Here is a 21116-nt window from a genome sequence, read left to right as displayed (position 1 = left end):
ATTAAAAAAGATGACTCCTGATGAATTCAGAAGTCACCTTTTAGCGGCCTAATTAGGCCATGGGGTCTTTCTTTTAAAACGTCCACAATTAGGGTCACAGTTCAAACAAGTGTTAAGGGCAGTTTTTTTTAATATAAGGAGGAGAAAATTATGTATTTTCAAAGAAAATCAGTTGAGGATCTCATTCAGGAAAACACGAAAGTTTGGGCTTGTAATAATGAAGGTTGTAAAGGCTGGATTAGGGACAATTTTTCATTTGAATACGTCCCAACTTGCCATCAATGTCTTTCTCCCATGATTAGTAGCTTGAAAATGCTCCCTATAATTGCTAACTCCAATAAAAATATGAAGTCTCTTCATAAAGGAAGACTAATCTCCTGATCAATTAGACCGGAAACAACAAAAAAGAGAAGATCCAATTGGGCCTTCTCCCTCGCATTAGTCTGTGAACCTATATAGTTGTTCCTTTGTAAATGTCCATTCCGGGGTATTCAACTTTCCCTCAAAGGCTGTGGAATACCAAGGATTCCCCTCCCCATTTGCTCCATTCTCCAATATGTGTATGTCTTGCGCAGGTGTGTAACCCTGAGCTAATAGAAAGAGCTTATCACCGGTTTTGGTGTTCTCAGCCATATCCAATACCACAATTGCATGTCCAGGCGTGCCCCCTTCCAGAAACACATCTCCAGCCTGCATCTCTGATAGCGGCACCTGTTTCATTTCCTTCGACAAGGACAACGTTCCTGCGTAAGCAAATACCATGTTCAGATAGCTTCGAAACACCTCGTAGCTGTTAGAGGGTGCTCCCCGTTTGGTCCATGAGACCTTGTTGCCGGAAACGTCAATCCGATTCCCTTTCCTCCACGTTGCATAGTCAGCTTTAAAGCCATTTGTAAAATTGAAGTGAATCTTATCATAGTTACCACTGCCATACAGGTATTCCGCCCGCAGCCTCATTACAGCATCGGCACACTGCTGCAGATCCCGTTCTCCTACATCGACATCGAGCACAGCTTCGTAAACCTCTTTGGCCTTAAGATCCCCATTGAACAAATGTACCTTGGAGCCATGCGGCTTTAGTGGTAGATTCCGCAAATAATGCCCATATGACCCTTCCTCTACGGGAACTCTCTCATAACCTTTCGGAACGGCTATCCGTTCTAACACTTTTGCTCCCTCAGCATGAATTAGCTGTTGTTTGTTGGATTTGGTTCCCAAAACAGCATCGGCGATTTTCGACCGTTCCTCCCCCGCGGCTGAGCAAGAACTAAGCAACAGCGCAGAAAGAGCAGTAAATGTTATCCATTTTTTCATCAAATCTGCAGCTCCGTTCATAGACCTTTGTCTATACTCTCTATCCATTGGAAAATAGTGGCCTCATTAAATAGACGATCCGCCAAGCGAATAGTTGCTGTCTGAAGACTGATTGACCGAACCGAATGTATGTCTCTGCCGCTTCTATTGCCGTATAACAGGAATATCTGGCGGGAAACTTTCGCTCCATTCCCCATTCTCGTAACGGAGTTGAATCGTTCCACTTGGAACATTCAGCTGTAAGGAAAATGACGTCCAGCTTGCAGGAAGCTTCGGACAAAACGCGATCTCTTGCCACCCCGGCTTCGCTGGCTTTAGACCTATAATATCCTCGATCAACACAGGAACCGGCCCACTTGCCCATGGATGGCACAAGCTTGTGTTCCATTTCTGGTCTTTCCCCCATGCTTCAAAGCAGGTGGTTGCTCCTTCTTTGATCATATTCCCCCAAGAGTGTTCATCATCAGCTGAGAGCAAGTCATAAATCAACGCATGCTCTCCAACTTCCGCAAGTGCCTTCATGACAAAGTAGGAGAAATAAACCCCGCATGCGAAACGCTTAGTACGGATCATGTCAACAATTGAGCTGATTGATTGCTCTGGTGCGATATGGAATAGCAGTGGAAGTACATTGGCATGCAGAGCATGATGCGTACTCTGCTCCGAATCTCTAAATAAGCGGTTCTTCTCATCATAGAAAGCTTCTAAGAAGCTCTTTTTTAATCGCGGCAGCCGATTCTCATAAGCAACCTCGAGTAATTCGCGAATCTCGTTTACAGTATTTATGCAGCCAATATATAGCGCATTGATGACATTATGGCAGCCAGGACCCACTGGCCTGCTCAGATCAAAATCATAGTTGTCACGTAAGTTTTGTGGCCAATCGACCAGATTCCATTTGTCCGTAACACCTTCAAGCAACCCATCCTCGCGTTCAAATTGCTCAAAATGTGTAAGTAAACCTTCCGCATACGGGTACATCTCCTGAAGAAATGCCGTATCACCACTATAACGGTAATACTGCATCACTTGCATCGGCCACTGTAAAGAGAAATCAGCAATTTCCTGCATAAAATGCCCTGGTACAACGGCCATTACCCCTTTACACACGAACGAACTACGACCAAATTGTTCAATAGCCTTACGATATAACCGTAAATCCCCACTGAGCAACATGTGTGAGTGACCAATAATCGTATTGTCACCCAGATATTGCCCCTTCTCTCGGCTCGGACAGTCCACGAAATTTTCTTGGGATCCGTAGCGGACACCATTTTTGCAAATGTCAAAAATTTGATTCATCAATTCATCCGAGCTGTGAAGCACACAGCTGTGCTCATCTAACGGATAATGCCTGACTACGGCGTGAAAGGAATCCGGTATCAGTGCTTCCGCGGGTCCCTGCACTTCCACATAGCGGAACGCCTTGTAATCATACGTTTCGAAATCGTCTATGTCACCGGATAACGTCCACTGGTCATGATAATAGCAATTGCAGCGCATTTCGTAGCGAACTGCTTGATCTCCAGGCAATAATTCTTCCCCTGACAAAATATGTACTTGTTCGCCTGCATTTCCATGTGCACGCATGGCGAATTGGCCTGTCAACTCGGTCCCGAAGTCGATCAGATAATGACCAGCTGCAAGCCGTTCAACATGTGAAGGTTGCTTCTTATAGACGTCGAGGAGCGGAGTCGGCTGCTGAACAAATGTATAATCGGTATGCTCGATAGCTTCTGCATGTGCCCAATCTGAATCGTCGTAATCGACTTCTTTCCAACCCAGCTCCGATTGCCTAGCATCCATATGCTCTGTGAATTGCGTATCATAACCAAACATCACTCCGGGCAGATTATCATTAACCCGTTTCGCTTTCCAAGTACGGTCCGTTTTGACCAGCAAATTCTGGCCTGCCCACAATTCTGCAATGAGACCTTGCCGGTTATCTGCGCTATTATAAGCCCGATTTAACAGACCCTGATAGTAGACATGAACGGCTATTACATTTTTCCCAACTTTTAAAAAAGAACGTACATCTATGCGATTGTAATAATAATGATTCGCATCACTCTGTGCGGGCCCTTGTGCAACGAACTCACCATTGATATACAGTTTGTAATAATCATCTGCTGTTAGATGAAGCCAGATCTTGTCCTCATCTATCACCTTCTCATCCAATATAAATACATTTCTTACATACCAATGGTGATGCTGTAAATCAGGAAGATAAGGTTCGACTACAACTTCTTCAAGCTCTTTATGGTAAAGATAGGATTTTTCCAAATTCATAAAAGCACGATCTGTCAGCCAATTTGCCTGCCACTCTTGTGTCAACCTGTCCCTCTCCTCTGTATGTGCGTAGTAACATTAGATTAAAATCACAACTCCACTATTCGTGAGAACATAGGATGATTCCTTTTCTTATAGTGAGAAAAGCCCTATTTCTCAGGTGTTTTGTAAACTTACAGCAGCACATTCTCAATTAAAAATGGATTGTCCCTGACGATTTTTCTTACTTTCTTCATTGTATCCGGGTATTTGGGCACACCAGCAATTCGATCGAGCAGCAGCCATCTTAGGCAAGCCATCGCTTCAAAGATCTCCAACTCATCCGCAGCTACAGGAATTTCCTCTTGATATTTGTATAAAAATGTAAGGTATTTGCTCTCACTCAGATAGATACGCAGAAGCAGACAAGCCCATGATAGATCATACCTAGGATCTCCTAGTTGCCCGTTCGTCCAGTCGATCACCGTGTATTCTCCATCGTCTTCTAGTATATTGCCTAGATTGAAATCTCCGTGTATGATCCGGTCTATTTTCATATCCGCTGCATTGACGAGATGGATCAGATTCTCTTTCATTGCCGGAAACGCTTCAATACCTGGGAAAAAATAGGAAATAAAATCATGCTTAGCTACTTCTGTCCCCACCAAACCATCTGGAGACAAGCGATGAATGTCGGCTAGAACAGACGAAATCTTTTTGAAAATGCTCGGACTCACCTTTGTAACAGGAGTTCCGTGATATCGGGTTAGCAACACTGCATCTCCAGCTTCGGTTTTTCCAAAACCGATCGGTTCGGATACGCGGATTTTCTGATGTTGAAGTGCTTCCAATAGGCGATATTGACGTAGGACGTCAGGTTTTGAACGTTTGTTCCACACCTTCAGTACAAATTGATTCTCGCCAAGTGTGATCTTCACCACTTCCGCCTCAAGCCCTGGTGAAAGTGGACTAAATGTCAGTTCGGCCCCAGAAGTAATCAAGTTGATCAGAATTGGGTTTCTTTCATACCACTCAATACCGTTAAATACAGCAATCATTGCATGTCTTGCTACCTTATCTTCACATTGTTTCATATTTCACCTCTGGTGATTTAACTTCTTCCAGAGAATTCAACATATTGCTGCGTAATCCTGCCTGTGTCAGGGGCCTTCAACATTTCAATTAGTTCTAGAGTTGAAAATCACAAAAAAGACATGAAAGTAGATCCATCAGTTAATAAATGTTGGTAGGTAGTTTATCCTTTTATGTGCGTTCTCCTATATAAAACTGCTACTGCCGCTGCAATAAGGATCATGCCCATGAAGGCAGGTGCAGCATGACCAAGTGATACATAAATTTGACCTCCAACGATAGGTCCAATCATTCTTGCTAAAGCCTGAATAGATTGGCTGCCTCCTTGGATTCTTCCTTGTTCACTGGCATCGACAGATTTGGAGAGCATCCCATTGAAGGAAGGCCCAAAGATCGAATCACCAAATCCAAAAATAAACATGCCGGCAATTAATAGCGGATAGTATGTGAACAAAGATGATAGCGCAATAAGACTGTAGCCTACAATCTCCGAAACCATACCAAGAATGGCAATCTGTTTATCTCTAAGTTTTATCAATAACTTTGGCATGATGAAACTTTGGGAAATGACGTCTTGAACGCCCATAATTGAAAACATAAGTCCGATTAGTGCAGGCTTCCAACTGAACGTATCCACCGTAAATTGTGAAAACACAGCTTGTAAGGATCCGTTGGGTATCCAAAGTAAGAACGCTGAGACAAGCAGCCTGTTTATGTTTTTCAAGGAAAGTAGGGTTGCAAGCTGGGTAAATGGATTCAATCTTAGAAAGGTAATCTCTTTCAGTCTATTCTTCTTGACAAGGCTTTCTGGCATATAAAAGATTCCATAAACAACATTCAATAACGTTATGAGTGCTCCAACATACATGGGTGCTGCATATCCAAATTTGGCAAGTAATCCGCCTAGTGTTGGGCCAATGACGGTGCCTACACCGACAACCGCACTCACCCATCCAAAGTATTTAGTTCTCTGTTCGGGAGGGATGATATCAGCAAAATAGGCGAAGATCGTACCTATACTCCCTCCTGTTATCCCTTCGATGATGCGCCCAACAAATAGTACCCATAAAGCTCCTCCGATGCCAAAAACGAAGTAACCGACCGCGGAACCCAAAAGGCAAACTAAGAGTAAAGGACGACGGCCATATTTGTCGCTTAAAGCTCCAAGTACGGGAGCTGCAAAAAACACGCAGAGTGCATACACAGAAGTTAGCAGCGTAACAACGATAGCTTGTTCCCCCGGACTACTTGTATAAGGTTTCACTAAGAATGGGACAATAGGTGCTATGATACTGAAGCCTATTCCGCAAAGAAACACAGAGATAAGGCCGAACAATAAAGCGTGTTTACTTACAATTTGTTCTTTTTGTTCTTTGTTCTGTTTATTGTGTGATCTACACATGGACATGTAAGTTCTCTCCTCAATAGTTGTCATTTTGATTCCTCGGAAACAAACATATCCTATCGCAATTTTGTTTCCTTGTCAACAAAATGAGGTTAATAAAAAAGCAGCCCGTTCTCAAAAGAGCCCGGCCTGCCTGATCATTCATTTTCATATTTCAATTTTATTCCGACTTCAACTCTAGCCCCTGTTTCTTTATTTCTGCATCCAAATGCCTATTATACTTTTCCACGAAGCTAAGTACTCTGTCAAATTGTTCCTCGGTTACCTGCTCAAATACAGCTTTATCACGTTCTTGAAACTCTTTGTGCAGATCGTCATGGATTTTATTAATTGCTTTCCCCTGCTCAGTAAGCCTAAAATAGATTTCTTTCTTGTTATCCGACTTCTGGTAGCTTTCGATTAGACCCTTTTCTATAAGTTTCTTAGTTAATTTACTTAGAGCACCGCGCGTCATGTAAAAGGACTCCGCAAGCTGCGTCACGTTGGAATCTGCATTTTTTTCAATGTATTCGATGCAATGGACTTCAGATGATGTATACCCCTTCAGACTGTCCTCCATCTTATCCTTGTTAAGCCAAACTAACTTGTTATATAAGTCTCTGAAACCCATAATGACTTGATCTTCTTTGCTCAATGGCTAGTCCTCCCACCCGTTCTTGCATTAACCCTATTATATTAATTTTTGTTTCTGTTTCAACAATAGTAAGGGATTTATTTGATAAACGCAAAAAAGAGCTTTCCGCGAAGCAAGCCCTTCAGCTATCGATCACCTACTCCTTCACTGCTCCCAACATGATGCCGGATACAAAGTATTTTTGCAAAAATGGATACACGATTAGCATCGGCACCATGGCAATAAAAACTTTGGCGGCATTGAGCGTCCTGTTGGATAACTCAGACAGCTTTTTATATTGTTCAGGCGTGAGGTTGGTACCGACCGGGATGTTAACAACCAACTGCTGGATATAAGTTTGCAGCGGATATTTATCGGAAGTGTTCATCAGCACCAGACCATTAAAGAACTCGTTCCAGTGATATACACTGATAAACAACGCTACTGCCGCTAATACAGGTATGGAGCAAGGAATATAGATCCGAAAGAGAGTTGCCCAAGGACCAGCACCGTCTACAATTGCCGCTTCACTGAGATCTTTAGGGAGATTTCGAAAAAAGTTCATGATCAAAATAACATTAAAGATCGGGACTCCACCACCAAGCACCAGTGCCCAGATCGAGTTGATCAAACCATAATGTTGGATCGTGAGATACCATGGAATCAGACCGCCATTAAAGACCATGCAAAAAACTAGTATCCACATGAACGTATTGCGCGCTGTAAAATCTTTCTTAGGTCTCGCCAGCGGGTAAGCCATCAAAACACTTACAAACATAGAAAACGCGGTACCTAGCACGGTTCGTTGGATCGAAATCCAGAATGAATTCAAGAAAAGATTATCGTTAATAATCTCTTTGTATGAGGCTAATGAGAAACCAATCGGATAGAGAGTAACCAACCCCGCGTTTGCAGCTGATTTATCCGAGATCGACACACAGAAGGTATACCATAACGGATATATGCAGCTAATCAGCAACAAGCCAAGGAGAATCACATTGACAATTTCGAAAGTACGTGATCCTAAAGTCGTATTTCTTACCATTTGTAACTCCCCCTCTTAGAACACTGTATAATCGGCATATCTGTACGCCAGACGGTAGGATATGACAATGAGCACGAAACTGATGGCAGACTTGAACAGCCCTGCCGTTGTCGCTAGTGAGAATTGCAGATTCTGCAAGCCCAGTCGGTACACCCAAGTGTCTAAAATATCGCCGGTTGAGTATACAAGCGGATTATAGAGATTGTATACCTGATCGAAGCCAGCATTGAGCACGTTACCAAGGCTTAGAACTCCCAGCAGCACGACAGTTGTCGTTAGCGCTGGAAGTGTAATATTCCTAATCATCTGCCAACGGTTGGCTCCATCGATTGCCGCTGCTTCATATAGATTCATATTGACACCTGTAAGTGCTGCGAGATAAATAATGGCATTGTACCCAAACTCTTTCCACACATCGGTGCCGATAACCAACTGACGAAATATACTGGCATCCGCCATAAAAAGCTTGGGATCTCCTCCAAACATTTCAATAACAGTATTAACAACACCGTAATAGCCAAAAATGCCGATAACAATCGTCGCCATAATAACCCAAGATAAAAAGTGCGGTAAATAAACGACCGTCTGAACAAACTTTTTGTAGCGCAAATTGGTAAGCTCATTCAACAAAATCGCAAATATCAATGGGATTACCAAATTGAATACAATTTTGCCAACAGCGATAATAATTGTGTTCGTGATGACCGATTTGCTATCATTCAGTTGAAACATGTATTTGAAATTTTCCAATCCAACCCACTCGGAACCGAATATGCCCATTCCGGGATTATAATTTTGAAATGCCATTACGATGCCGAACATCGGCACAATACTAAACAATATAAGCCAAATCATGCCTGGCAGCAGCATCAAATAGTAATGCTTCTGAAATCCCATTTTCTTCATCATGGTTGTCCCCCAATCTCAACTGGCATTTTGAAAATTTGCAAAAGGCGTTGAGTCCACCAACGCCTTTTGCAAGTTTGTACATGTTATTTTTTTAGGAGATCTGCTACTTCCGTTGTTATCTGATCCCCACCCTGAGCCTTCCAATCTTTAACAAACTTATCAAAAGAATCGATTGGCGCTTGGCCTAGGATGATTTTTAGTACGGTCTCATCCTCCATCTTTTTCAAATTTGCCCATTTAGTCTCCATTGTAGCTGTTTGGTTATAGGTTACGCTGAATACCTTCTTATTGATCGGTATCGTTGAAAATGAACGGTCACCAATCATGAGCGAATATAGACGCTGGAAATCACCGAAATTTGCTTTGTCGAAGTTGCTGACATTTAGGTTATCGTATGGCGGTTTAATAACGTTTTGTACTTTCTTCGCATCCGCATACATCAATTTATACAAGCTATTAGGCACATTGTAATCTTCCGGTTTCTTCTGTCCGTTCAGTACTTTGAGTAGCTCGGTATACTCGTACTCAGTCTCATTGGCAGCCGCCATCACATTACGCAGCGGATACCAGGCCACAGCGACAGATAAATTGAACGTAGCCTCATCGCGAACAAGCGCGTTATTCATAATGAGAATAGCTTTGACGACATCAGGCTTCGCGTTTTTACTAATAAGCGTATACGTACTGCCTGTTGTCTTCATATGGGTGTTCCATTTGCCATCATCCGTATATACGGGATAGGCTTGCCAGTTGGCATTCGGATCGTTTTTGAAAGAATCGCCGTTTCCATAACCGCCATTCCACCAAGGCCCAAAGAAAATACCCGCTTTGTTAGCGTTGATCGGATCTCCGACATTATCACGTGTACCAACCTCAGGATCAATGAGTCCCTTCTTGTACCAATCAGCCAGTAAAGCAAGTGTCTTCTTCGTATTGTCCGTTGTCGTTCCGTAGGTGACCGAGCCGTTTCCGTTGTCCAGCCAGTAGCCTGGATACGCATCTAAAGCGCCGAACAACGGATCGAATCCACCCATGTTGTTAGAAGAAACGAGAAACGTTGCGTAGGGGAACGTATTCTTTGAAGGGCCAGCAATGCCGATTGTTTTATCCCCGCCCAACTTGTTATCGATGAACGCTTTAGCTGTCTTCTCGATTTCTCCAACTGTCTTTGGCACCGGCATATTCAGCTTATCGAGCCAGTCCTTGCGAACCCACATGATGTGAACCCCGTCGGTATCCACTGTGATATTGGGGAGTGATGTCATTTTGCCTTTGAAGCTTGCGTTTTCCAACGCACGTCCTTGTGTACTGGCCATAATTTCCTTTACTTGCGAAGAAGCATACTGGTTAAACGAATCTGTGATATCGTACAGTAATCCCGAACTAGCAGCTTTCGTCATAAACGATCGGTCATCAACGACCATGCCGTCTGGAAGTTTGCCCGATGCAATGGATAGGCTAACTTTCTGCTTATAGTCATTACCAGTTGCTGCTGTCCAATCAACAATAATGTTGATATTGTACTTCTCCTTCAGATAGCGGGTATATTGGTTATTACCTACACTGTCACCTTGCGGCAACGTTTTGTCTGTCGGATCCACAACCATGCCGATATGAACGTCGACGGGAGACGGAAATCTGGCAAATGCTACATCATCCCCAGTTGTTTGTGTGGAACTCGTCGTTGAAGGCGCTTTCACTTCAGGAGTTGAGGAAGCTTTCACATCTGATGTTGATGGGGTAGTCGTCTCTTTTGTATCATTTGGTGACGTACACGCTGCCATGCTCGAAACAAGAAATGTCGTCAGGAGTACGCTTACAAGTTTTCTTTTCAACTTAATCCCTCCCTTGTATCCTTTCACCATTATTATACATGCAAGGATTAGATAAAAAGTCAGAAGGATGTATCGTGTTTAGAAGGAACTCATGGATTCAGGGGGGGTATTTGTTCGATTTTCAGTGATCAAATCTCCCTATGGAATGGAATTGTGCCCGAAATTCCGATGGAAGCAACCGCGTCTGCTCGTGAAAAATCTGTGAAAAATACTTAGAGTCGCCATAACCGACAGCGTTGGCAATCCATGTCACTGGCCGATTTGTTTCGCGTAAGAGCCGCTCAGCTGCACGGATTCGCTCTTGCCGGAGAAAGTCGTTAAACGTTGATCCTGTTAACTTTTTAAAACATTGGCAAAAATAACTGCGACTCATACTCACATGTTCAGCAACATCTTCTGCATGCAGCGTTTCGGCCGTATGCTGGTGAATGAAAACAACCGCCTTGAGCATGCAAATCATCGTTTTCGTTAAATCTGTTGACTTTGTTACCTGCGAATAAATTAAAATTCGATAGCGGCGAATCCATTCCACCGCTGACCGGATGTCATCGATTTCAGACCAGAACCCTGTATCTAGCTGAGCGGCAATCTCGACTTGAGAGATCACACGCATGAATAATCCCTCTAGACGGCGAACTGAACGATTCGACTCTATCGTTTGCGTACATAACGATTGGAAAACAGCATCATTATATAACCAGTAAAGCGAGCGCCAATCCTGTTCGAGTTTGTGCCATTGCTCATCATTTTGGAAACTATTTTCATCTTCAACCATATCATTTTGAACAAACACCGTTGTCGTGGATTCGGTTTTAGCTATGTGCTGAGGAAATTCGTCAGCCAGTTTATACCGAATTCGATTGAGAATTTGCTCGTCATCTTCTAACTCTAATCGAACTTTCGAAATATAATCGAGAACGCCCAAGCGGTAAGCTGCTTGCACAGTTTCAAAATCTTCATGAAAAGTAAGCATCACGGAACGCAAACTTGGGTGCTTGATTCGTGCAGCCTGTATCAGCTCTATTCCTGACATCACAGGCATAGAAATATCCACAAACATGAGATCCACGGCATGCTGATCCAGAAATTCCAAAGCTTTAGCCCCATTAGCAGCTTCTCCTGCTACCTGCATACCATGTTCAGACCATGGCATGATTGATATCAGTCCTTTTCGTGCGAGTTTATCATCATCGACAATTAATACACGGATCATATCTGTTTCTCCTTTCAATAGGGGAGATACATGATAACGGTTGTACCCTGATTCGGAGTACTGTCAATTTGCAGACGGGCTCTATCACCATAAAATGATTCCAACATAGACCGCACATATCGTAGACCGATCCCCCTGCCTCCCTGCTGTTGATCAGGTGATTCTCGCTGTAGCAGCGCAAGCGTCTCTTCGCTAAGTCCTTTGCCATCATCGCGAATTATGATTTGTATGACACCAGTTATTTCGTCTGGTGAAATGCGTACCTCTAGCTTGCCGTGTTCATCAAGTCCATGACAAACAGCATTCTCTACAACAGGTTGAAGGATAAATCTGGCGACAGGACTGTCGAGATAGTCTCCCTCAGGTATATCCAAATTCACTTGGAAATCATAACGCTTCTGCTGCAGATCAAGGTAGGCGCGCATGACCTTGGTTTCTGTTCGGAGCGTTGCCGTTTCTTGGGTTTTCCCTAAATTGTAACTAAGCAAAAAAATCAACGTGGATATAAACTTGTCGATTTCAGGCTGCCGATGCATGACGGCCAGCCAACGTACCGAATTAAGCGTATTCATTAAAAAATGCGGGTTTATCTGATAGGCGAGCTTTTCTATTTCCAACTGATGGCGTCGTTTCTCCTTGTGTTCCACATCGATAATCAATTGCTGAATTTGTTGCTTCATGTTATTAAACTGATCAAATAACTTGTCAAATTCGGAAATGCCCGTACGATATTGCATCGCGCCCATGTGCCCTCTTCCGAGTGCCACCATCTCCGATTCGAATACGCGTAAGGGTCTGTTAATCAGTCGCAGCAGCAGCAAAGCGATCGATAAAAGAATGATTAGAGCGATTCCCAATATTATCAACATATGATTTTTCCAGGTGTAAAATTCGTGATTGTAGCTCTCTACAGGTAGCATAAGTGCGATATGATAACCGTAATCGCTAACTAACTGATCCCATATGTATCCTTCGGTCATGCCTGAACTTCCACCCAGAATTAAGTTCTGCCCAACTGAGAAAACACTTGGATTGCTGCTGTATGTAACCCTTTCCTCTTGATCGCTCAACACTAATACATACGGTAAATTGAGACTGGATGAAAGTTTACTAATGTCCGTTGCGAGATCGGACTTGGCCTCGACATAGATCACTTGCTTCGTTCCGTCGGAAAAAGTGATTTCTCGCGTCACAGAAACGACCTGATCATCACTGAACCTGCAAAGTGACAAATGTGGCGATTGATAGTTGATGCTCTCGTTGCCAGCCACATTAGGCAAAGATTGCAAAGTAAAATCTTCACGCAATGGCAGATTTGAATAAAGTGGATGCTTCTCCTCGGAGTTATAATACATCACCAGCTCCATAGCCGGGTTAGAGAATGAGATCAGTCCGATATTATTTGAAACGCTTAGCGAAAGTTGAAGTCGATTATAGAGATCGTCTGTGGAGAAATAGGTATCCATGAGGTTGCCGACATTGCCTTGAGGAGTCATTTGTTGTGTTACCTGGAGCAGATTATAATAAACTTGCGTGAGCTTCATCGATTGCTGGTACAAATCGAAGGCCATGTTTGTTTTAATTTTGTTCTGCTGCATCGTGTCAATCGCATTGTACGAGACAGCTGCCATTAAAATGGAACACCCTAAGAAGCTCGATATCAGCGTAACGACAATTCGTTTCCTAAGCGAAGTGCTGCGCACGTTCACCACCCCATAGTTGAATACCTTTAGTAAGTTAAATCACCAAATACTTCCTTATGATTCATCGTTATGATTATTCGATAAGGATTGGATATCTCCTTCTATGGTTAAACATGAACATCAATTAATGACATTAATTATTAGTGATGTGAAATAAATTTGTAAATTATGCGGGCAAACAAAAAAACGATGCCTCCCAAAGGGGCAACGTTTTTGTATCACCTATACTATTTCAATATACCCTTCTGTGCCATGTACGCGAATTCGTTGCCCATCTTTGATCAGTTTGGTCGCATTTTCTACCCCGACAACGGCCGGTAAACCATATTCTCGTGCGATAACGGCTCCATGGGTCATCAGTCCACCAACTTCAGTGACGAGTCCTTTAATGGATACAAACAAAGGGGTCCAACCTGGGTCGGTAAAGGCCGTGACTAATATGTCCCCCTCTTCTAGATTCGCATCTTCCATATTTAAAATGACACGTGCACGTCCTTCGATTACGCCTGAAGAAACGGGTAATCCAACTATTGCATCAGCGGGGAGATTTTCTCGGTTGTATGTACCCGAAATGATCTCACCATCAGAAGTGATTACACGTGGAGGCGTTAGTTTTTCAAAAAATTTGTAATCATCCTTTCGCTTGCTGATGATCTGATAATCCAGTTTATTTGTGCGAACGACTTCGTGAAGTTCTTCAAAAAAGAGATAGAAGATATCTTCTTTTTCATGAATAACTCCTGCTTGTACGAGCAGTTCGGCTTCCTTCAGTAAAGCCTGCTTATACACGAAATAGCGGTTAACCCAACCGTATTTAGGATATTCACGATAACCGATGAAATTCCGAATGCGGCGGATCATTCGTTTTGTCTCTTCAGCTTTTTGTTCACCATCCGGCAATTGGAGTAATCGAGCCAATAACTCTTGTTCTTTTTCCAAAGCTTCCTGGCGCCCTTGCTCAAATTTTCGATGGCCTTCATTAGGCTCAAAAGCTTTGATGTTACCCAGAATCATGGGAACCAGTGTAATTGGTTTTTCACTCCAACGCGTTTTAGAAATATCGATTTCTCCGGCGCATCGCATACCAAATTTATGGAGATACGCATAGATTGCATCATGAGCTTCCTGTCCACCCTCGATCTTAACCAGTTCATCCAAGAAGTTATCATCTTTCACATGCTGTAAATAATCAATGACGCCCGGATAAGGGCGAATCACATCTGCAACACCCATTAATGCCAGACCCATTTCTGAAGTAATATTGTAGGGTACCGATTGAGAAAGCGTATCTGCTGCGTTTTTTTCACCTAACCACTCGTTCATTTTTTCATTGATCCATAATGAAGCATTTATGGCAGTCATAAACACAGCCGTACTTAGTGGGTCAAATAAGATCTTCTTTAAATGCTGGATATCTTCCAGAATAAAATCAACTACATGGAATCCTGATTTCGTCTGGATGTTCTGTTTTAACTCCTCTACCGATGCGCGATTACTCTGAATCAAATCAGATACGATGTTCGGATTGTTTTCAATTTGTTCCAGCATATCTGTTTGACTTCTGCCCAGCATCGGAGCTGTTTGATCATCTGGTAACAATTTTATAAAATCTCGCTCAATGATGGTCATGAGTGCACTTTTTATAAGCGGATCGGATCCGATGGCAGTTAATAAAGCTTCCCGGCCAACAGGTGTAGCCAGCCTAGGTGCAACATCAATAAACAACCTCCCAGCGGCTTTACGCATAGGTGCAGGAGTAATTAATAGGTAAAAAGACAATCCCAACGGTTTGATGGGATCTGTCATCATTTGTTGATGACCAACAGATAGATAGACGTGATTTTCTTGATCATCGGCTTCAGGGATTGGGTATAACGTAGTGATCGGCCGACTCTGGACAATATAAAATGTATCATCAGCCAAACACCATTCGATATCTTGTGGGCTGCCAAAATAAGCTTCGATTTGTCTTCCTATATGAGCTAATTGTATAATTTGTTGATCCGTAAGTGTTTGAGACAATTGCTGATCAGGGTCGAGCTGCTTGCTCTCTGTTCCACCTTCTTTTCGTCCATAGATAGCCATTTTTTTGGTTGCTATCCGCTTATTGACGATTTCCCTATCCTGTACGGTATAACTATCGGCAGAGACCAACCCAGAGACCAACGCCTCTCCCAGACCATAACTGGCATCGATGGATAGCAACTTTCGGTTGGACGTTATAGGATCCGCGGTAAACAATATTCCTGAAGCCTGCGGGAAAACCATTCTTTGAACGATAACAGCTAAATATACTTGACTGTGGTCGAATCCATTTTGCATCCGATAAATGACCGCACGATCCGTAAATAAAGAAGCCCAACATAGACTAATATGCTGTATGATGGCATCGATGCCGATGATATTTAGATAAGTGTCTTGTTGACCAGCAAAAGAAGCATGTGGTAAATCTTCTGCGGTCGCACTAGAACGTATGGCATACGCATGTTCATCCCCGAACTGGGAATGATAGTGAGAAACTGCTTTGACAACATCAGAAGGAATTTCTGTGTCCATAATGATCTGTCGAATCTGTTTACTGATTTCACCAATTTGATCTCGATCATCTACTTTTAGCATGGTTAGTCGATCCAACAAAGTATGATAGGATTCGTTTTGACCGATTGCTCTTTGATACCCTACTGTTGTGACTGCGAATCCTTCTGGGACTTGGAGACCTTCAATTCTTGATAGTTCCCCTAAATTCAACCCTTTTCCGCCAACGAGCAGTAGCTGCGCTTTATCCATTTCCTGAAACCCGAGAACCAAAGAACTCATTTAAGATCTCTCCTAACCATTTAGGTGATAAAAAACATTTGACAAGTGAATTACCGACATGCTACAATTACAGTATAAGATGAAATAACTATGTTCACATGACTAATAAAAGTCGTAATGCGATTATATCATCGTGTTTGTTTATATGCAATATGTATGAACCTGAGTAATCTACTCAGGTTCTTTTTGGGTTCCCTATGATTGCCCCGAGCACACCTTCCTGATATTTGCATCATCTCACTTCCGAAACTAGGCATGCATAGAATATCGCTAGGAGGCGAAATGAATGCCGAACTATCGAATTATTGTCGATTTATCCGACCGTAATCTATATTTACTTGATGGAAATATCGTTACCCGGTCATTCCCGGTTGGAATCGGCAAAATGGTTACGAAAACACCAAAAGGCGAATATCAGATCATTAATAAACAACCTAACCCCGGAGGTCCATTCGGAGCTTTTTGGCTGGGCCTATCTAAACCTCATTATGGCATCCACGGAACAAATGATCCTTCTTCCATCGGTAGGGAAGTTAGTCACGGTTGTATTCGCATGTACAACGAGGATGTACTGCAACTCTCACAGCTCGTTCCCATTCATACTCGGGTTACGATTCGGCCATAATCTTATACTGCTCTTTACTGGTCACTCCACATAGACCTGAATTTGAGGCATTGCGTTGTTTTCATAACCGTTCACATTCCATTCCGCTTGAAGGGGTTGGGTATTATCCTTGTCATCAGTTGCCTTTACCGTAATAAGATAGGTTCCAGGTACAGGCACATGCCAATCCCACCCCCACCTTCTCCAGCTGTACTTTTCCTCTGGATCAAGCCATCTCACTAAGCTCCATGATTTTCCATGATCAAGACTAATCTCTACCTTTTTAACAAATCCGTGACCTGACCATGCTGTACCTGTAATGATATGTATTCCTCTTCTCATAATTGTTTGATCTGTGGGCTGGGATATTACGGCATTCACTTTCATTAATGTAACAGGTCTGCGCTGAGAATCTGCTTCAGAATGGTACACGATATAATCATTGTCTTGAAAAGGACCTTTAAATTCTTGATCAGTAGCCACTATGCGGTAAAGCCATTTGACAGAAGCCATACCATACCAATTCGGAACAATTAGTCTTGCTGGATATCCGTGTTTGTAGGGTATAGGTTTTCCGTTCATGTAGAGAGCAATCAGAGTATCGGGATGCATAGCTTTCTCTATAGGGAGGCTTCGGGCAAACCGGAAAGTGCCTGGAAGGTCCGTTCGTTCTCCTGTATCCATTCCTTCGAATATAACTTCACGAGCATTAGGACTTATTCCAGCTACCTGTAATAAAGTTCGAAGAGAAACTCCAGTCCAGATCGCATGACTGACAGCCCCTTGTTCCCATTGAACCCCTCTGGTTTTAGGCCGGAAATACGCTCTTTTGTTTCCTGAACACTCCATAGTAACTGGCAATGTGATTTGAGGATATTGAAATAATGTTTGATAATTCATATGAATTGGGTGTTGGACAAATCCTACTATACTTAGCGTCCAATCATTTATTGGCAATGCCGGATATGGGAAATGATTGCGAATATAAAACTTGTTCTCTGGGGTAACCCAGCTTGAAAGAGCTAACATTGGAAATTCCTGATTCTCAGGTATAGTAGAGCGAGGAATCCTAGCTGGGTCATACAAATTCATATAAGGCTCCTTTCCAAATCAAGGCTTCCCTATTTTATGAAATTCTGACTCCATTTAGTGCTCTTTTATTTTAAGACACCTTTTGGTGTCATTTAAACAACATTTTTCCACTTCGTGCTTGACTACATGTAAAAAGCCTCGGCGAGTTAAAGCCCAGGCTTTTTGATCATGATACTGTTTGTTTGCGGAGTAGCTCGTTGCAATTTTGGTTTGTGCTTATGGTTCAACCACGGACCCTACGAAAAGCCATACGCCAGTCTGGCGGTCTTCAATCGCGAAAAAGAACGGCCGGTTTATCGTCATCTGGAACGGTTCATCGATTGGTGCAGAAGCCCCTGCCATCTGTACCGAAGTGACCGCAGCAGCCTCCGTCCCTTTTTCATTGACCTCGATGAACGTTTTGTGTGTTACCGCGCTGATGAAAAGGTTAGGTGGAACAGGTGCTATGTCGGAAAAATCAGCATGGATTTCGTCAAAGGGCAGCGTCATGCCCATAGCCTTGAGCGGTTCTTTCAGTATTTCACTATATTCGATCTTCAAACGAGGAAACTTGATTTCACCTCGGTTCGAATGGAATGACTTATACCAGCGATCGGGATCTGCCCAAAGCTTGTCGTGAAGAGCACCAAGTGAAGACGATTCATCTGGAAGAATAATCAGCATATCCATCTGCCCCTGTCCGTACGGCAAACGAATGGCTTGAAATCCCTCTTCCTGCAAATATTCGTAGGTGCCTGATTGCGACATCATCTGCACTTGCTTGGAGGAACCATCTGGCAGTTTGAAGCTATCTACTTTCGTGCCAGAAAGCTGGAATTCCTTTTTCCACCCGCCATTGAAATAGACCGCATTCATCAGGATCAAGACTTCTTTGGGATCGATGGATTCGACCATCTTGGGAATTTTCCCGTTGGTATTCTTGTTTACCCAGTCATTGATCGTGTTAGTGGCTTCTGGACTGTAGAAATTGAGCTCAGTTACTTTGGCATTGTAAAATGCTTGATTAGTTTTCATGAATTTACTGTTAAATGATGTTCCTTTTCTTAACCAAAGCGAGTTGGCAATACGCACATTTACGTCGCTGCCAGGTTTCTGCAGCAGGGAGATAAGCGTCTCATTACCTCGATTCATTTCATCCAGAGACATGTCTTGCCAACCCAACGTCTTGGCAATTGAAGCTTGCGTTTCTCCCTTACTTCCGTTGTAAGCCATGGCAAGCGCTAATGAAATGCTGGTGGGCGAAATGAAAATGTTTTTCTTCTTGTCCTGTTCTGTTTGAACCAATTGCCGATGGAGTTGCATGCCGAACTCATTACTTGCTTTAACGATACTTTGATCAACTCCAGACGCCGCAACTTGTCTTTTTTCCAATGACATCGAATTTCCAGAAGATTTGGAACACGCAGTTACTATCAGGGCCAGCAACATTCCAGCCACAAGAAGTTTACTTATTCGAACTTTACCATTCATTTCTTACCCCCTGTCATTGATATGCTTATTAGACGAGAGATCTTTACATAATGTTCCATGTAACAAATTTGGAATTGAAGTAACTACTCCGCGTTTCTACTACAGTAATCAATTCCGTATATATTACTATTTTTTCAACTCTGATACGATTGTTTTGAGCTCAATGAGATCCTCGATTACGATATCAGCCTTTGCAAGTTCATCGTCCCTCGCAAAATCAAAATTACATCCTATCGCAAGTAAACCATTATCTTTAGCTGCATGTATATCCGATAGGCGGTCTCCGATTACTGCTGCATGGGTAATGCCATATTTTTCAATTATAAGTTGAACTAAGTTCGATTTATTTAACGATTGAATTTGTTGAATACTAAAAGTTTCAGTGACCCAATTATCCAAATTATAGTAACTCACGATCGCTTTTAAGTATGCCGTTAAACCATTACTCGCGATATAAATTGAACAATTATTCTCTTTTAAATAACTGAAAACTTCAATAACATTAGGATATAAAGCCCCTTTTCCACTTCTAATATTTTCAATTAATCTTTCTAGAAAATATGAATCCATTTGTTCTCTTACTGCATTGGAATGTGAGGGTAAAAGAGTTTCCCATACTTTAGGTAAAGGTACACCCATAATCTCACGGTATTGATCAATTGGCGTTACGGTATCCCACTCATTCAGATCCCTTAAATAATTAAAAGTATCTTCGAGGGAGATTTCTAAAATTTTATCTGTTTGAAAAAGAGTCCCGTCCATATCAAAGATGAGTGATTGCAACATTGATTCCGCTCCTTTATTTTAATAATGAGTGATTAATGAAAAGTAAATTTTACTGTTGATTTCTTCAATAATAGGGTGGTTTTGGCCGGCATACAAGTTTCATGTCATTTTATTCCAATAATTTTATAGATTCTTCTAGAATAATTTAAGGTATCCACTTCTACTATTCTTATAATTAATGTTAAAACGATTCGACTAAAAGGAGGAAGCAAATATGCAGGATCAGCAAATAAGTCTCGATTTAGCGTTTGTCAAAACGTATGCGCCACAGCTGTTATTTGATCGCTTGGAGCCATTTTTTCCAGTCCGTGTTGGGGTAACAATATTCGATCAAGACGGTCCATCCCCTTCCTTTCGTCGAATAATCAGCTTCGAGTCGGACACAAGGATTGCAAAGGTCATTGAATATGCCATCTACTGGGATTATGATATCGAGCATTTGTACGAGTTGGAACATGTATGGATTTATGTTGGTCGTGACGGCAGTGTTATCAATAGTGAGTGCAGCTTCCATGGCAAATTTTTCAAAGGGCTGCTTAAGGATCGAAGTAATTTATCTGAAAACAATCCAACTCAGGTAAAACTGTACTCCCAACCTGGAAAACACGCGTTTTCTCCACTTCTCGCTATGCTTGAACTTGTCCCGAATTTACATACGTGTACCTATGAGACAGCGGGCAGTGCAGGTTTGTTAGTCCCAGACATGCTGCGGGATCAGATGGCTACGGATAAGGAAACGAATCAATTGGTAGAACGCTATCTGCAGACATTTCGGTTTCGACCAACGATGGAATTTATTGAATTTGCTTGGGAAGAATCGGTTTTTGTACCGTGGCCTGAGCTTCTGAAGGAGATTCCACGGCGTGTTAATCATGAATTGAATGTAATAAGGCAGTATTTTGGGATCAACGAATTGAAATAGTAACTTATTTATACGAGTTCAAGGCCAG

Annotated in this window: 17 protein-coding genes; 3 read left to right on the top strand and 14 right to left on the bottom strand. The window is 42.4% G+C overall.

All coding sequences use genetic code 11. From position 1 onward, the window contains the following. Window positions 1–150 precede the first annotated feature (150 nt). A complete protein-coding gene (locus ASL11_RS27375) occupies window positions 151–381 on the top strand; it encodes a cold-shock protein (RefSeq protein WP_056621806.1) in 231 nt (76 codons plus the stop codon). Window positions 382–438: 57 nt separating this feature from the next. Here ASL11_RS27375 and ASL11_RS27370 read toward each other — a convergent pair whose 3' ends face one another. The 11 genes from ASL11_RS27370 to ppsA form a co-directional block, all read right to left on the bottom strand. Continuing rightward, window positions 439–1314: a DUF4846 domain-containing protein gene (locus ASL11_RS27370; RefSeq protein ID WP_056621911.1), complete on the bottom strand. Its 876-nt coding sequence runs from the start codon at window positions 1312–1314 to the stop codon at window positions 439–441. A gap of 144 nt (window positions 1315–1458) precedes the next feature. Next, window positions 1459–3648 carry a family 78 glycoside hydrolase catalytic domain gene (locus ASL11_RS27365; RefSeq protein ID WP_056621804.1) on the bottom strand — a complete coding sequence of 730 codons (2190 nt, stop codon included), beginning with the start codon at window positions 3646–3648 and terminating at the stop codon, window positions 1459–1461. A gap of 128 nt (window positions 3649–3776) precedes the next feature. Further along, complete coding sequence (locus ASL11_RS27360) at window positions 3777–4676, bottom strand: phosphotransferase family protein (RefSeq protein ID WP_056621802.1); 900 nt, start codon at window positions 4674–4676, stop codon at window positions 3777–3779. Window positions 4677–4837: 161 nt separating this feature from the next. Beyond that, window positions 4838–6082 (bottom strand): MFS transporter, encoded by a 1245-nt coding sequence (locus ASL11_RS27355; RefSeq protein ID WP_056621800.1) that lies wholly within the window; start codon window positions 6080–6082, stop codon window positions 4838–4840. A gap of 157 nt (window positions 6083–6239) precedes the next feature. Then, window positions 6240–6713 carry a MarR family transcriptional regulator gene (locus tag ASL11_RS27350; RefSeq protein ID WP_056621798.1) on the bottom strand — a complete coding sequence of 158 codons (474 nt, stop codon included), beginning with the start codon at window positions 6711–6713 and terminating at the stop codon, window positions 6240–6242. Between the two features lie 136 nt (window positions 6714–6849). Next, window positions 6850–7737: a carbohydrate ABC transporter permease gene (locus ASL11_RS27345; protein ID WP_056621797.1), complete on the bottom strand. Its 888-nt coding sequence runs from the start codon at window positions 7735–7737 to the stop codon at window positions 6850–6852. A 15-nt stretch (window positions 7738–7752) separates the two neighbouring features. Then, window positions 7753–8643 (bottom strand): ABC transporter permease, encoded by an 891-nt coding sequence (locus ASL11_RS27340; protein WP_056621909.1) that lies wholly within the window; start codon window positions 8641–8643, stop codon window positions 7753–7755. Between the two features lie 86 nt (window positions 8644–8729). Then, the gene (locus ASL11_RS27335) at window positions 8730–10481 is read right to left on the bottom strand and encodes an extracellular solute-binding protein (protein ID WP_056621795.1); all 1752 of its coding nucleotides are present in this window, start codon (window positions 10479–10481) and stop codon (window positions 8730–8732) included. Window positions 10482–10602: 121 nt separating this feature from the next. Further along, entirely contained in the window at window positions 10603–11694 is a 1092-nt protein-coding gene (locus ASL11_RS27330; protein ID WP_056621793.1) for a response regulator transcription factor, read from the bottom strand. 14 nt (window positions 11695–11708) lie between these two features. Then, on the bottom strand, window positions 11709–13325 hold the full coding sequence (locus tag ASL11_RS27325; protein ID WP_056621792.1) for a sensor histidine kinase: 1617 nt from the start codon (window positions 13323–13325) through the stop codon (window positions 11709–11711). Between the two features lie 294 nt (window positions 13326–13619). Next, the gene (gene ppsA / locus ASL11_RS27320) at window positions 13620–16214 is read right to left on the bottom strand and encodes a phosphoenolpyruvate synthase (protein WP_056621790.1); all 2595 of its coding nucleotides are present in this window, start codon (window positions 16212–16214) and stop codon (window positions 13620–13622) included. 286 nt (window positions 16215–16500) lie between these two features. Here ppsA and ASL11_RS27315 point away from each other — a divergent pair, with 286 nt between their 5' ends. Beyond that, window positions 16501–16839, top strand: coding sequence for a L,D-transpeptidase (locus ASL11_RS27315; protein ID WP_056621788.1), 339 nt, complete (start codon window positions 16501–16503; stop codon window positions 16837–16839). Window positions 16840–16860: 21 nt separating this feature from the next. Here ASL11_RS27315 and ASL11_RS27310 read toward each other — a convergent pair whose 3' ends face one another. The 3 genes from ASL11_RS27310 to ASL11_RS27300 form a co-directional block, all read right to left on the bottom strand. After that, window positions 16861–17910, bottom strand: coding sequence for a sulfite oxidase (locus ASL11_RS27310; RefSeq protein WP_056621786.1), 1050 nt, complete (start codon window positions 17908–17910; stop codon window positions 16861–16863). 216 nt (window positions 17911–18126) lie between these two features. Continuing rightward, entirely contained in the window at window positions 18127–19380 is a 1254-nt protein-coding gene (locus ASL11_RS27305; protein WP_056621783.1) for a serpin family protein, read from the bottom strand. 126 nt (window positions 19381–19506) lie between these two features. Next, window positions 19507–20166, bottom strand: coding sequence for an HAD family hydrolase (locus ASL11_RS27300; protein WP_056621780.1), 660 nt, complete (start codon window positions 20164–20166; stop codon window positions 19507–19509). A 214-nt stretch (window positions 20167–20380) separates the two neighbouring features. Here ASL11_RS27300 and ASL11_RS27295 point away from each other — a divergent pair, with 214 nt between their 5' ends. Continuing rightward, window positions 20381–21088, top strand: a complete 708-nt coding sequence (locus ASL11_RS27295) for a hypothetical protein (protein ID WP_056621778.1) — start codon at window positions 20381–20383, stop codon at window positions 21086–21088. Window positions 21089–21116: the final 28 nt, after the last annotated feature.

The sequence above is a fragment of the Paenibacillus sp. Soil750 genome (genome assembly GCF_001428045.1).
GTDB classification, from domain to species: domain Bacteria; phylum Bacillota; class Bacilli; order Paenibacillales; family NBRC-103111; genus Paenibacillus_E; species Paenibacillus_E allorhizoplanae.
The sequence above is the reverse complement of the archived record's forward strand: the minus strand, read 5'-3'. Positions and strand labels throughout refer to the sequence as shown.

Coding starts and splice junctions, on each gene's coding strand:
- ASL11_RS27375 (WP_056621806.1), top strand. CDS start 151: ATGTATTTTCAAAGAAAATCAGTTGAGGATCTCATTCAGGAAAACACG.
- ASL11_RS27370 (WP_056621911.1), bottom strand. CDS start 1,314: ATGAAAAAATGGATAACATTTACTGCTCTTTCTGCGCTGTTGCTTAGT.
- ASL11_RS27360 (WP_056621802.1), bottom strand. CDS start 4,676: ATGAAACAATGTGAAGATAAGGTAGCAAGACATGCAATGATTGCTGTA.
- ASL11_RS27355 (WP_056621800.1), bottom strand. CDS start 6,082: ATGTCCATGTGTAGATCACACAATAAACAGAACAAAGAACAAAAAGAA.
- ASL11_RS27345 (WP_056621797.1), bottom strand. CDS start 7,737: ATGGTAAGAAATACGACTTTAGGATCACGTACTTTCGAAATTGTCAAT.
- ASL11_RS27340 (WP_056621909.1), bottom strand. CDS start 8,643: ATGAAGAAAATGGGATTTCAGAAGCATTACTATTTGATGCTGCTGCCA.
- ASL11_RS27330 (WP_056621793.1), bottom strand. CDS start 11,694: ATGATCCGTGTATTAATTGTCGATGATGATAAACTCGCACGAAAAGGA.
- ASL11_RS27325 (WP_056621792.1), bottom strand. CDS start 13,325: ATGGCAGCTGTCTCGTACAATGCGATTGACACGATGCAGCAGAACAAA.
- ppsA (WP_056621790.1), bottom strand. CDS start 16,214: ATGAGTTCTTTGGTTCTCGGGTTTCAGGAAATGGATAAAGCGCAGCTA.
- ASL11_RS27315 (WP_056621788.1), top strand. CDS start 16,501: ATGCCGAACTATCGAATTATTGTCGATTTATCCGACCGTAATCTATAT.
- ASL11_RS27310 (WP_056621786.1), bottom strand. CDS start 17,910: ATGAATTTGTATGACCCAGCTAGGATTCCTCGCTCTACTATACCTGAG.
- ASL11_RS27305 (WP_056621783.1), bottom strand. CDS start 19,380: ATGAATGGTAAAGTTCGAATAAGTAAACTTCTTGTGGCTGGAATGTTG.
- ASL11_RS27300 (WP_056621780.1), bottom strand. CDS start 20,166: ATGTTGCAATCACTCATCTTTGATATGGACGGGACTCTTTTTCAAACA.
- ASL11_RS27295 (WP_056621778.1), top strand. CDS start 20,381: ATGCAGGATCAGCAAATAAGTCTCGATTTAGCGTTTGTCAAAACGTAT.